Source organism: Halodurantibacterium flavum (genome assembly GCF_042681825.1).
Taxonomy (GTDB): Bacteria; Pseudomonadota; Alphaproteobacteria; order Rhodobacterales; family Rhodobacteraceae; genus Halodurantibacterium; species Halodurantibacterium flavum.
Genome location: NZ_JBHUGH010000002.1, coordinates 1 through 12,582, shown reverse-complemented (window position 1 = coordinate 12,582; position 12,582 = coordinate 1). Strand labels below are relative to the sequence as shown.

At 68.0% G+C, this 12,582-nt stretch carries 11 protein-coding genes; 7 read left to right on the top strand and 4 right to left on the bottom strand.

Going from position 1 to position 12,582, the window contains the following annotated elements:
• Positions 1–3 precede the first annotated feature (3 nt).
• The 7 genes from ACFSGJ_RS01740 (at position 4) to ACFSGJ_RS01710 (ending at position 8,603) form a co-directional block, all read left to right on the top strand.
• A complete protein-coding gene (locus ACFSGJ_RS01740; protein ID WP_390258974.1) occupies positions 4–753 on the top strand; it encodes an SDR family oxidoreductase in 750 nt (249 codons plus the stop codon).
• 283 nt (positions 754–1,036) lie between these two features.
• Positions 1,037–2,050 (top strand): SDR family oxidoreductase, encoded by a 1,014-nt coding sequence (locus ACFSGJ_RS01735; protein WP_390258972.1) that lies wholly within the window; start codon positions 1,037–1,039, stop codon positions 2,048–2,050.
• Positions 2,051–2,063: 13 nt separating this feature from the next.
• A complete protein-coding gene (locus ACFSGJ_RS01730) occupies positions 2,064–2,441 on the top strand; it encodes a sensory rhodopsin transducer (RefSeq protein WP_390258970.1) in 378 nt (125 codons plus the stop codon).
• Positions 2,438–4,237: a glycoside hydrolase family 15 protein gene (locus ACFSGJ_RS01725; protein WP_390258969.1), complete on the top strand. Its 1,800-nt coding sequence runs from the start codon at positions 2,438–2,440 to the stop codon at positions 4,235–4,237. The genes ACFSGJ_RS01730 and ACFSGJ_RS01725 overlap by 4 nt, the downstream gene beginning before the upstream one ends.
• Before the next feature lie 516 nt (positions 4,238–4,753).
• Complete coding sequence (mgtE, locus tag ACFSGJ_RS01720) at positions 4,754–6,115, top strand: magnesium transporter (protein WP_390258968.1); 1,362 nt, start codon at positions 4,754–4,756, stop codon at positions 6,113–6,115.
• Between the two features lie 383 nt (positions 6,116–6,498).
• Positions 6,499–7,710: a mannonate dehydratase gene (gene uxuA / locus ACFSGJ_RS01715; protein WP_390258966.1), complete on the top strand. Its 1,212-nt coding sequence runs from the start codon at positions 6,499–6,501 to the stop codon at positions 7,708–7,710.
• A complete protein-coding gene (locus ACFSGJ_RS01710; protein WP_390258964.1) occupies positions 7,707–8,603 on the top strand; it encodes a sugar kinase in 897 nt (298 codons plus the stop codon). Before uxuA ends, ACFSGJ_RS01710 begins: the two co-directional genes overlap by 4 nt.
• Before the next feature lie 4 nt (positions 8,604–8,607).
• Here the strand turns inward: ACFSGJ_RS01710 and ACFSGJ_RS01705 are convergent, their stop codons facing one another.
• The 4 genes from ACFSGJ_RS01705 to ACFSGJ_RS01690 form a co-directional block, all read right to left on the bottom strand.
• Complete coding sequence (locus ACFSGJ_RS01705; protein ID WP_390258963.1) at positions 8,608–10,083, bottom strand: UxaA family hydrolase; 1,476 nt, start codon at positions 10,081–10,083, stop codon at positions 8,608–8,610.
• Positions 10,076–11,482 (bottom strand): mannitol dehydrogenase family protein, encoded by a 1,407-nt coding sequence (locus ACFSGJ_RS01700; protein WP_390259610.1) that lies wholly within the window; start codon positions 11,480–11,482, stop codon positions 10,076–10,078. Before ACFSGJ_RS01700 ends, ACFSGJ_RS01705 begins: the two co-directional genes overlap by 8 nt.
• A gap of 1 nt (position 11,483) precedes the next feature.
• Positions 11,484–12,209, bottom strand: coding sequence for a 2-dehydro-3-deoxy-D-gluconate 5-dehydrogenase KduD (gene kduD, locus ACFSGJ_RS01695; protein WP_390258962.1), 726 nt, complete (start codon positions 12,207–12,209; stop codon positions 11,484–11,486).
• On the bottom strand, positions 12,206–12,582 hold a 377-nt coding region (locus ACFSGJ_RS01690), incomplete at its 5' end, for a 5-deoxy-glucuronate isomerase (protein ID WP_390258346.1). The genes kduD and ACFSGJ_RS01690, both read right to left, overlap by 4 nt.

The following is a 12,582-nucleotide window of genomic DNA, read 5'->3' as shown; positions in this document are numbered from 1 at the left end:
TTCATGAACACCATCCTCATCACCGGCAGTTCGTCCGGCTTCGGGCTGGAAACCGCCCGCCATTTCCTTGACCGCGACTGGAATGTCATTGCCACCATGCGCACCCCGCGCGAGGACCTGCTGCCCGTATCGGAGCGTCTGCGGATCATCCCGCTCGACGTGACCGACGCCGCCAGCATCGCGCGCGCCGTGGCCGAGGCGGGGCCGGTGGACGCCCTTGTCAACAATGCGGGGGCCGGCCTCATGGGCGCGCTGGAAGGTGTGTCGATCGACGCGACGCGTGAACTTTTCGAACTGAACACCTTCGGGACGATGGCGATGACGCAGGCCCTGCTGCCCGGCTTCCGCGCACAAGGATCAGGTGTGATCGTCAACGTCTCGTCCGCCGTGACGCTCAAGCCGCTGCCGATGCTTTCCGCCTATACGGCCAGCAAGGCCGCGGTCGAGGCGTTCAGCGAGGTCCTTGCGCTGGAGGCGGAGCCGTTCGGCGTCCGCGTGCGGCTCATCAATCCCGGCCGTGCTCCCGAAACCTCGTTCAGCGCGACGGCGCGGGCCCGGTCGCAGAACGCGATCCCCGAGGCCTATGCCGACTGGGCCAGGCAGGTGTTTTCAGCCGCGGCGCAGCAACCCGCCGAAATCACCACCGCAAGCGACGTGGCCCACGCCGTCTGGCAGGCGGTGACCGATGCCCGGTCGCCGTTCCGCATCCCCGCCGGCGCGGACGCGGTCACGCTGGCTGCCGCGGCTGCGTGACCGCGCGCCCCGGCCGGACTGGCCGGGGCATCGGTATCAGTCGGGGATGCCAGTCACGGCCGCCCCGGCGCGGATGAGTTCATCAAGGAACCATTCCGCTGGCGATGCCGAACCGGATATCGCGCGCAAAGTCCAGTTCCTCCGGCTTCAGCACATCGTTCCCGGGAAAATCTGCCGGCAATGGCAGCCCGTAATATTCCACGTTCGCGAAGGAACCGCACAGGCAACACAGAACAAATCGCCGCTTGCCGCGTTCGTCATGAGGTTCAAGGGGAGAGTTGCAATGGAAGACGGGTTTCGCGGCAAGGTGGTCGTGATAACCGGTGCCACGGCGGGTGTGGGCCGGGCGACCGCGCTGGCTTTTGCGCAGCAGGGCGCGCGACTGGGGCTGATCGCGCGGGACGAAGCCGCGCTGACCGCCCTGCAGGACGAACTGCGGCCGATGGGCGTGCGCAGCCAGCGCCTCGCAGTCGACATGGCCGATGCCGCGGCCGTCACAGCCGCCGCCGAAGCGGTCGAGCGGCATCTTGGGCCGATCGCCGTCTGGGTGAACAACGCCATGACCACTGTCTTTGGCAAGGTGCGCGACCTGACCCCCCAAGAGTTCCGCCGCGTGACCGAAGTGAGCTATCTTGGCTATGTTCATGGTACGCAGGCCGCCCTGAAGATGATGGAGCAGCGTGACCGCGGCACCATCGTGCAGGTCGGATCGGCGCTTGCCTGGCGGGGGATTCCGTTGCAGGCGCCCTATTGCGCGGCGAAACATGCCATCCAGGGCTTCACGGAATCACTGCGGACCGAGCTTTTGCACGATGGCAGCGCTATCCGCGTCACAACGGTGCATTTGCCGGCGATCAACACGCCGCAGTTCGACTGGGCCCGGACGCGGACGGGCCACCAGCCACGCCCCGTGGCCCCGGTCTTTGCCCCCGAGGTCGCGGCGCGGGCCATCCTGCGCGCCGCCGCCCGGCCCCGGCGCGAATACTGGCTGGGCAGCAGCACCATCCGGACGGTCATCGGCAGCCTGCTGTCGCCGGCCATCGCCGACTGGTTTCTGGTACGCGGCGCGGTCGAGGGGCAGGAACGCGCGGCGCCAGCCCGGCCGGACCGGCCCGACAACCTGACCCGGCCGGTCAGCGGCCTGCATCGGGTCAGCGGCCCCTTCGGGGACGAGGCGCGGCAGTCGGCCGCGATGGTGCCGGCCTCGGTCGCGGTGCTGGGCACCGCGGCGGGCGCGCTGCTGGCCGCCGGTCTTGCGGGGGCCGCACTCGGGCGGCTCTGGAACAACGGACGCTGAAAGGGACCACAGAATGACGATCGGACATCAGACATGGGTCATCCCCGAGGGCATGATCCCCGGGCAAAGCCTGAACGACGATCCCAGCTTTCTTTCGCATGAAACGGCCTGCATCCTGAATGCGAACGACCGGGACACGCGGGTCACCATCACGCTTTACTTTTCCGATCGTGACCCGGCGGGCCCATACCACATCACCGTGCCGGCGCGGCGCACACTGCACCTGCGGTTCAACGACCTGGACGATCCGGCGCCAGTGCCCCGCGACACGGATTACGCCTCGGTCATCCGGTCCGATCTGCCGGTCGTCGTCCAGCACACCCGTCTGGACAGCCGCCATCCCAATGTGGCGCTTCTGTCCACGATGGCCTTTCCGGCGGCGGGCGCATGAGCCTCGAAATTGCGGATTACGGGCTGGTCGGCGATTGCGAGACCGCGGCGCTGGTCGGCAAGGACGGGTCGATCGACTGGCTCTGCTGGCCGCGTTTCGATTCGGGGGCGTGTTTCGCCGCGCTGCTGGGAACCCCGCGAAACGGTCGCTGGCTTCTTGCCCCCGAAACGGGGATCCGGCGGTCGTCACGGCGCTATCGCGACGAGACCCTGATCCTGGAGACCGAGTTCGAATGCGAGGGCGGCGCCGTCCGCATCACCGATTTCATGCCCCGGCGCGGCGACCAGGAGGTGTCGGACCTCGTCCGCATCGTCACCGGGCTGCGCGGGCAGGTTCGGATGACGACCGAACTTGCCCTTCGGTTCGACTATGGGCGGCTGGTGCCCTGGATCAGCCCGATCGAGGGCGGCGACCGCCTGCGGGCGGTGGCCGGGCCCCATGCGGTTGTGCTGGACGCGCCCGTCCCCGTGGATGCCCGCGACGGTACGATCACCGCGCGCTTCACCGTATCCGAGGGGCAGACGCTTTCCTTCGTGCTGGCACATGAAGCCTCGCACCTGCCGCCGCCGGAGATATGCGAAGCCGGGCGCGCGTTGAAGGACACTGAACGCTACTGGACCGAATGGGCCGGGCGGTGCACCTATGACGGCCCCTGGCGCGACGCGGTGGTCCGTTCCCTGATCACCGCCAAATCGATGACCTATCGACCCACCGGCGGGATCATCGCCGCAACGACCACATCGCTGCCCGAAGAGATCGGCGGCAGCCGCAACTGGGACTACCGCTTCTGCTGGTTGCGGGATGCCACCTTCACGCTGCACTCGCTGGTCAGCGCGGGTTACCGGACCGAGGCCGAGGCATGGTGCGACTGGCTGCTGCGGGCGATCGCCGGCGCGGCCCATCAGGCCCAGCCGCTTTACGGCATCGCGGGCGAACATCGCAGCGAAGAGATCGAGGCCGGCTGGCTGCCGGGCTATCGCGGATCTTCGCCGGTGCGGATCGGCAATGCGGCCTATGGGCAGTTGCAGGTGGATGTCTTTGGCAGCGTGATCGACACGTTGCACCAGGCCCGCTGTCACGGGCTGACGATGCATGAGGCCAGTTCGGGCCTTCAGAACGCCCTGCTGTCCCACCTGGAGGATGTCTGGCGCGAACCGGACGAAGGCATCTGGGAGGTCCGCAGCGAGCGCCGGCATTTCGTTCACAGCAAGCTCATGTCCTGGGTCGCGTTCGACCGGGCCATCGCCTCGGCGCGCAAGTTCGGGCTGGAGGGGCCGGTCGCCCGGTGGGAGACCCTGCGCGACGAGATCCGGCAGGAGATCCTCGACCGCGGCTTCGATACGGGTCGCGGCGCCTTTGTGCAGGCCTATGGCAGCAAGGCACTGGATGCTTCGGCCCTGCTGATACCGCTGTTCGGTCTGCTGCCCGCCGACGACCCGCGGGTCAGGTCGACCGTGGCCGCGATCGAGCGCGATCTGACGCGCGACGGCCTTGTGCTGCGTTACGACCCCGAAGAATCGGTCGACGGGCTGCCGGGGGATGAAGGGGCGTTCCTGGCCTGCAGCTTCTGGCTGGCCGACAACATGGTCCTTCAGGGCCGCCATGATGCGGCCCGCGCCCTGTTCGAACGGCTGCTGTCGCTGCGCAACGACCTCGGCCTTCTGTCGGAACAATATGACTGGAAGGAAAAGCGGCTGGTCGGCAATTTTCCACAGGCATTCTCGCATTTCAGCCTGGTCGACACGGCCTTCAACCTTTGCGGGGCGCCCGCAAGTCTGGAGGAAGCCGCGGGCTAGGCGGGCGACGGTCACCACAGCGAACGGGCAGCACAGCTTGCTGCGCCGGGACGACACGCACAACTCGAGAGGGAAAATCGGGATGATGAAGCCCGCTTGCGCCAGCCTCCCGCGACATGGGTCGGGACGCGGGACGAACACGTCCCTGGCCGGGGTGGCAGGCACCGCGACGCCCGTCGGGCGCGGTCGGAACAGCGTCGGGAGCTGCGCCAAGGGTGTCACCCCCTCCCGCCCTTTATCGAGCGAGGACGGCAACGGAAATCTCTGGTCCGGCCTCCCTTCTGCAAGCCTTGACATGCGCGGCGTGCCATTTTACGCGGCACCCGTTCACCGCGCCGGATCCCCGGCGCATCAATGGAGGCCATATTGGAAGACGGAAGTAGATGCATGGCCGCATGTCGCTTCGCGCGTCCTGTGGCCGGCAAACTCTCGCCCTCGAACACAACGGTCTGACGGTCAGTCGGGCGGCCCAGGGTCGCGCGGGGGGCCTTCGGGCCCTCAGTCGGAGACAGACCGATGACAACTGCGACCATCAATGCGCAGGCGGTGAGCCGCTTTCTGCGCGCAAACGACCTGAAATCCGTTTCGATCGCCCTGCGCGACGAACATCCTGCCGATATTGTCGGGATCGTCGGCAACCTGCCTGTCGCCGATATCGCCAGGGTTCTTCTGTGTCTTGCCGAGGACAAGCAGGCCACGCTTTTCGGATATTTCGACCACGACCTTCAGGTCGATCTCGCGCGGGCCCTCGACCGTCGCGAACTGGCGCGCATCTTCGGGCGGATGCCCCATGATGAACGTGCCGACCTGTTCACCGATCTGGACGAGGCGCAGCGCAACGTGCTGCTTCCCGGGCTGGCGCAGGCCGAGCGGGACGATCTGATCCGGCTGTCGGGCTGGCCGGAGGGCACGGTCGGTTCTGTAATGACCTCGGACTACGCAACGCTACCACCGCATCTGACGACGGTAGAGGCGGTGGCCCATCTGCGGCTTGTGGCCCCTGATGCCGAGACGATCTATCACTCCTATGTCGTGGACGAAGACCGGCGGCTGGTGGGGGTGGTGTCGCTGCGCGATCTGATCGTGGCGCGGGACGATGCCGCAGTGAGCGAGGTGATGCGCCGGGACGCGCCGTCGCTTCGCGCGGCGGACAAGCGGCAAAAGGCGGTGGAGCTGATCGCGAAATACGACCTTCTGGCGCTTCCCGTGCTGGATGAGGAGGGCCGGCTTGCCGGGATCGTCACCTATGACGATGCGCTGGACGTGCAGAAGGAAGAGACGGATATCAGCTTCGTCAAGACCTCGGCCGTGGCGGGACTTGGCACGAACATGCTGCAGGCCTCTGTGGGGTTGCTCTATCGCAAGCGGGTGCCGTGGCTGGTGATCCTGGTCTTCGGCAACATCTTTTCCGGGGCCGGTATCGCCTATTTCGAGGATACGATCGCGGCCTATGTCGCACTGGTGTTCTTCCTGCCGTTGCTGGTGGATTCGGGCGGCAATGCCGGGTCGCAATCGGCCACGTTGATGGTGCGGGCGCTGGCGACGGGGGATGTGCGGATGTCGGACTGGGGCCGGATGCTGGGACGCGAGGTTCTGGTGGCCGGCGGCCTGGGCCTGACGATGGCGGCGGCGGTTTCGGTGATCGGCGTCTTCCGGGGCGGGCCGGAGATTGCGATGGTCGTGGCCCTGACCATGGTCATCATCGTGCTCATCGGCAGCCTGATCGGCATGTCGCTGCCGTTTCTCCTCAACCGGCTCAAGCTTGATCCGGCTGCGGCTTCGGCGCCGCTGATCACGTCGCTGGCCGATGCGATCGGGGTGGTGATCTATTTCGCCATGGCGACCTGGATGCTGGACCTTACCGCGGCGGGTATCTGAGCCCTCCCTGCCACGCGGAAACGTCAGGCTGGCCGTAACAGCGGCCAGCCACAAACCGGCGCGGACCGGCAAAGTGGGTGTCCATGACCGGATTGAACGGGATCGAATTCGTCGCCGTGGCGGGTCGACGCGACCTGATCCGGGCGCCGTCTGAAGGGACACTGAAGGAAGGGACAGAGGGCTATCGCGACACCGCCCATACGGGCCCACACAGGCACAGACAGGCGGTAAAGTAGGCCGCCATGTCTTGACTGCTGTCGCCCAGCCGCCCTGATCCGCCGGAATGAACCCCCGCCCACAACTCCCGCTTTACTGATATGTTAGTATGCTATATCTCCCTCCAAGGCGGGGCGCGACCCCGTGGCCCCTTGGATGAGGCGCAGATGCGACAGACATGGCGATGGTTCGGGCCGGCGGACCCGGTTTCGGTGGACACGATGCTTCAGGCAGGGGTGCAGGGCGTCGTCAGCGCGCTGCATCACGTTCCGACCGGCGCGGTCTGGACGCCCGAGGAAATCGCCCGCCGCCAGTCGGATATCGCGACGATGCGCGACGGCAGACCCTCGGGCCTGAAGTGGGAGGTGGTCGAAAGCCTGCCGGTCAGCGAGGCGATCAAGACCCAGACCGGCGACTGGCGCGAGCATGTCGCGGCGTGGAACCAATCGCTTCATCACCTGCACGCGGCCGGGCTGCGGGTGATCTGCTACAACTTCATGCCGGTGCTCGACTGGACGCGCACCGATCTGACCTGGGCGCGGCCCACCGGCGCCCGCTGCATGCGCTTTGACCTTGCCGATTTCGCGGCCTTCGACATCCATATCCTGGCCCGCCCCGGCGCCGCCGAAGATTTCCCCGAGGACCTGCGGGAAGAGGCGGCCCGCCGCTTTGCCGCGATGACCGACGCGGCGCGCGAGGCGCTGGCCGCCAATATCGTCTTCGGTCTGCCGGGCGCCGCCGAGCGGCTGACGACGGCCGATCTGCGCGACCTGCTCGCGACCTATGTGCCGGTGACGGATGCGGTGTTGCGGCGCAACTTCAACGACTTTCTGGAACAGGTGGCGCCTGTGGCGCAGGATCTGGGGATGCGGCTTTGCTGCCACCCGGATGACCCGCCCTTCCCCCTGCTGGGCCTGCCGCGCATCATGTCGACCGAGGCGGATTATGCGGAACGTATGGCCGCCGTGGACCTGCCCGCGAACGGCATCACGCTCTGCTCCGGCTCGCTGGGGGCGCGGCATGACAACGACCTGCCGGGCATGATGCGCCGGCTGGGCGACCGGGTGCATTTCCTGCATCTGCGCAATGTGCGCCGCGACAGCGATACGATCCCGGCCTCGTTCTTCGAGGACGAACATCTGGGCGGGCAGACCGACATGGCCGCCCTGATCGCCGCGATCCTCGAGGAGGAGGCCCGGCGCAAGGCTGCGGGCCGCGACGACTGGCAGATCCCGATGCGCCCCGATCACGGGCAGGACATCCTTGACGATATCGGCCGGGGCGGGCAGCCGGGCTATCCGGCGATCGGGCGGCTCAAGGGGCTGGCCGAGTTGCGCGGGGTCGAGCTGGGCCTGCGTCACGCGGGTTTCGGCGCATGACCCGGATCCTCTGCATCGGCGAGGCTATGGTCGAGCTTTCGGCCGAGGGCGATCTCTGGCGGCTTGGAATCGCGGGGGATACGCTGAACACGGCTTGGTATCTGCGCCGCCTGCTGGGGCCGCTGCATCGCGTGGGGTATCTGTCGCGTGTGGGGACGGGCGAGTTTTCCCGCCATGCCCGCCGCTTCATGGAGGAGGCCGGGATCGACACCACCCATCTGGCCGAGGACCCCACGCGCGAAATCGGCCTTTACGCGATCACCCTGACCGAGGGCGAACGCAGCTTCAGCTATTGGCGCGACACATCCGCCGCCAAGCGGCTGGCGGACGACCCCGGCCTGCTGGCCGCGGCGCTGGCCGATTGCGATCTGGCCTATCTGTCGGGGATCACGCTGGCGATCCTGCCGCAGGCGGGGCGCGACGCGCTGCTTGCGGCGCTGGCGGCGGCGCAGGATGCGGGCTGCACCATCGTCTTTGACCCGAACTTGCGGCCCCGGCTCTGGCCCGGGACGGATGTGATGTGCACCGAGATCATGCGCATGGCCGCCCTCGCGGATCTGGTCCTGCCGAGCTTTGACGATGAGGCGGTGCATTTCGGCGATGCCGACGCGGCCGCCACCATCGCGCGCTATCTGGGCGCGGGGGCGGGCCATGTCGTGGTCAAGAACGGCGGCGGCCCGGTGGCCTTTGGCGGGCGCGACGGGGATGGGACGGTCGGCGACCTGCCCCGCGAACGGCCCATCGACAGCACCGCGGCGGGCGACAGTTTCAACGCGGGCTACATCGCGGCGCGGCTGGACGGCCAGACCCCGGTCGATGCGATCCGCGCGGCGCACAGTCTCAGCCGCCGGGTCATCGCCCATCGCGGGGCGCTGGTGCCGGACGCGGTCTGAGGCGTCAGACAACCGCGCCGATCTGCCAGGGCAGGAACTCGTTATCGCCCAGCCCCAGCGCCTCGCTGCGCGTCGCCTCACCCGAGGCGGTGCGCAGGATCAGATCGACGATCTCGCGCCCCTTTTCCTCCAGCGGCACGCCGGACAGCACGTCGCCGCAGTTCAGGTCCATGTCGTCGCGCATCGCCCGGAACAGCGCATCGTTGGTCGCAAGCTTGATCGTGGGCGCGGGTTTCGAGCCGAAGGCAGACCCCCGCCCGGTGGTGAAGACGATCAGCTGCGCACCCCCCGCGATCTGACCCGTGGCCGAAACGGGGTCATAGCCGGGCGTGTCCATGAAACTCAGCCCCGGCGCGGTGATCGGTTCCGCGTAATCCAGAACGGCGTTCAGCGGCGTGCCGCCGGCCTTGGCCACCGCGCCCAGCGATTTTTCAAGGATCGTGGTCAGGCCCCCGGCCTTGTTCCCCGGGCTAGGGTTGTTATCGAGTGAGGCGCCGTTCATCGCCGTGTAGCCTTCCCACCAGCGCAGACGTTCCATCAGCTTTTCCGCGATCTCGGGGCGGGCGGCGCGTTCGATCAGCAGGCGTTCCGCGCCGTGGATTTCCGGCGTTTCCGACAGCACGACCGAGGCCCCCTGCGCCGCCAGCATGTCGCTCGCCACCCCCAGCGCGGGGTTCGCGGTGATCCCCGAAAACCCGTCCGAGCCGCCGCATTGCAACCCGATCCGCAGCGCGCTGACCGGGGCTGTGGCACGGCGGGCGGTGTTCACCTCGGGCAGCAACTGGCGGATGCGGGCCTTGATCGCCTCGATCGTCGCGCGCGTGCCGCCATTGTCCTGAATGGTAAGGCCGTGAAACCGCGCCGCCGCGCCCAGTTCCTGCTTCATCCGGGCGATCTGCATCACCTCGCACCCCAGACCGACGAACAGCGCCGCGCCAACATTGGGGTGGCCCGCATGGCCCGTCAGCACCCGTTGCAGCGCGCGGAACCCTGGCCCGCTATCGGCCATCCCGCAGCCGGTGCCATGGGCAAAGGCCACCACCCCGTCCACATTCGGATAGGGGGCCAGCGCGCCCTCGGCCTGCAATTCCTGCGCCGCCATGCGGATCACGGTGGCGGAACAATTCACCGTCGCCACCAGCGCGATATAGTTGCGGGTGCCCACCTGCCCGCCCGCGCGGTGATAGCCCTGAAACTGCAGGGCGGGGCCGCGATGGCGCGCCAGCACCGCCTCGGCCGCCGCCAGCCCCGCGCCGGGTCGGGACGCGCGGTCATGGTCGCCGAAGGCGAGGTTGTGGCTGTGCACATGTTCACCGGGGGCGATGTCCGCGGTCGCATAGCCGATGATCTGGCCGAATTTCACCACCGCCTCGCCCGCAGCGATTGCCCGGCGGGCGATCTTGTGCCCGGCGGGGGCCACGCCCCGTTCGGTCAGGATCGCCACGCTGTCGGCAGGGTCGAGGATCAGCGGCTCAGCCATGGGCGGCGACCCCGGCGCGAGCGCCGTCTGCAATCAGACCCCGCAGCGCCCCGGTCAGATCGGCGGCAAAGCCCGCATCCTCGCGCAGCACCTTGGGAAAGACCTCGGCCAGCGCCAGAAATCCCGCAACCGTTTCCGCCGGATCGTCCCGCCAGAGCGCAGCCAGACGGGGGGCCAGCGGGTCCTTGACCTCGATCGGCGCGCCTTTTTCATCCCGGCCCGAGACATAGCGCATCCAGGCCGCCACGGCGAGCGTCAGGCCCGGCACGGGCCGCCCCGCCGCGCGGTTCTCGGCGATGGTCCCAAGGATGCGCTGCGGCAGCTTCTGGCTTCCGTCCATCGCGATCTGCCAGGTGCGGTGCCGGATCGCGGGGTTGGCAAAGCGTTCGGCCAGTGCACCGGCATAGGCGGCCAGATCCTCGCCCGGGGGTGGGGTCAGCGCGGGGATGATCTCGGCCCGCCACAGCCTTTGGGCAAAAGCCGCAAAGACCGGATCGGCGACCGTATCGGCAATCGTCTCATGCCCGGCCAGATAGCCGAGATAGGCAAGGCTCGAATGGGCGCCGTTGAGCATCCGGAGCTTCATGTGTTCGTAGGGCGTCACATCGGCGACCAGCTGCACCCCCACGGCGCCCAGATCGGGGCGGCCGGCGCAGAACCGGTCCTCGACCACCCATTGGCGGAAGGGTTCGTGCATCACCGGCGCCTCGTCCCGCTCGCCGGTCAGGGCCGCCAGCCGGTCGATATCGGCGGGCGTGGTCGCGGGCACGATCCGGTCCACCATGGTCGAGGGAAAGGCCCCCTGCCCCGCGATCCAGTCCGCAAGCCCCGGGTCGATCAGCCGCGCGAGGTCGAGCACGACCCCCTGCACCACATGGCCGTTTTCCGGCAGGTTGTCGCAGCAAAGGACGGTAAAGGGCGCAAGTCCCGCCGCCCGCCGCGCCTGCAACGCCCGCACCAGAAAGCCCGGCGCGGATTTCGGGAGCGGGTTTTGCAGGTCATGGCGGATATCCGGATGATCGGCGTTCAGCCGACCGGTCGAGGGTTCGTGGCAATATCCCTTTTCCGTAACCGTCAGGCTGACGATCCGCACACTTGGCGCGGCCATGGCATCAAGCACCGCCTGGGGGTCTTCGGGCGCGACCAGCACATCGCGCAGCACGGTCACGACCTGCGGGGTCTCCCCCTTCGGCCCCAGTTCCAGCGCCGTATAGGCCCAGCCCTGCGGCGCCAGCCGGTCGCGCGTGCCCGGCGATTGCAGCGACACGCCGATGATGCCCCAATCGCCGCCCGAGGCCGCCATCGCCTGCGCGACATAGATGGCGCCATGGGCCCGGAAAAACGCGCCAAGCCCCAGATGGACAATGCCGGCGGGCGCCTCGGACGGGGTGCGGTGCAACCTAGCGGGCAAGCCAGCCTCCATCGACATTTAGGATTGCGCCGTTGATGTAGTCGGAGGCCGGGGCGGCGAGGAACACGGCGGTCTGGGCGATGTCCTCGGGGCGGCCCCAGCGGCCGGCGGGGATGCGGTCGAGGATCGCCTTCGACCGCGCGGGATCGGCGCGCAGCGCCTCGGTGTTGTTCGTCTCGATATAGCCCGGCGCGATGGCGTTGACGTTGAGCCCGCGGGCCGCCCATTCGTTCGCCATCAGCTTGGTCAGCCCCGCGACCCCGTGTTTCGATGCGGTGTAGGACGGGACGCGGATGCCCCCCTGAAACGACAGGAGCGAGGCGATGTTGACGATCTTGCCCATGCCGCGCGGCAGGGCGGCACGCGCAAAGGCCTGGCAGGTGAAGAACAGCGCCTTGAGGTTCGTGTCCATCACCGCGTCCCAGTCCGCCTCGGAGAAGTCGACCGCATCCTCGCGCCGGATGATGCCCGCATTGTTCACCAGAATGTCGATCCGTTCTGCGGCAAAGACGTCGCGCGCGGCCATCGGATCCGCGAAGTCGAGCGTCAGGCTGCGACCGGAGCCCATCATCGCCAACGTCTCGTCGCAATCGCGCCGGCCGCTGGCGATCACCTCGGCCCCCGCCTGCGCCAGCGCCACCGCGATGGCCTGCCCGATGCCGGTATTCGCGCCGGTCACCAGCGCGGTGCGGCCCGCCAGCGAAAAGGGGCTCATCGCAGGTCCCCCGGCTGGATGAAGTCCATGTCGGTATAATCGACATTGTCGCCGGCCATCGCCCAGATGAAGGTATAGCCGCCGATCCCCGCGCCCGAATGGATCGACCAGGGCGGCGACAGCACCGCCTGCTCGTTGGCGACGAACAGGTGGCGTGTCTCCTGCGGTTCGCCCATCAGGTGCAGCACGCGGGCTTCCGGCGCCATGCCGTGATAAAGATAGGCCTCCATCCGCCGGTCATGCACGTGGGACGGGATCGTGTTCCAGACCGAGCCGTCCTCCAGCGTCGTGTAGCCCAGCACCAGCTGGCAGCTCTCCATCACCAGCGGGTGGATGAACTGCTTGATGGTGCGCTTGTTCGAGGTCTCGACCG

Coding starts and splice junctions, on each gene's coding strand:
- ACFSGJ_RS01740 (WP_390258974.1), top strand. CDS start 4: ATGAACACCATCCTCATCACCGGCAGTTCGTCCGGCTTCGGGCTGGAA.
- ACFSGJ_RS01735 (WP_390258972.1), top strand. CDS start 1,037: ATGGAAGACGGGTTTCGCGGCAAGGTGGTCGTGATAACCGGTGCCACG.
- ACFSGJ_RS01730 (WP_390258970.1), top strand. CDS start 2,064: ATGACGATCGGACATCAGACATGGGTCATCCCCGAGGGCATGATCCCC.
- ACFSGJ_RS01725 (WP_390258969.1), top strand. CDS start 2,438: ATGAGCCTCGAAATTGCGGATTACGGGCTGGTCGGCGATTGCGAGACC.
- mgtE (WP_390258968.1), top strand. CDS start 4,754: ATGACAACTGCGACCATCAATGCGCAGGCGGTGAGCCGCTTTCTGCGC.
- uxuA (WP_390258966.1), top strand. CDS start 6,499: ATGCGACAGACATGGCGATGGTTCGGGCCGGCGGACCCGGTTTCGGTG.
- ACFSGJ_RS01710 (WP_390258964.1), top strand. CDS start 7,707: ATGACCCGGATCCTCTGCATCGGCGAGGCTATGGTCGAGCTTTCGGCC.
- ACFSGJ_RS01705 (WP_390258963.1), bottom strand. CDS start 10,083: ATGGCTGAGCCGCTGATCCTCGACCCTGCCGACAGCGTGGCGATCCTG.
- kduD (WP_390258962.1), bottom strand. CDS start 12,209: ATGAGCCCCTTTTCGCTGGCGGGCCGCACCGCGCTGGTGACCGGCGCG.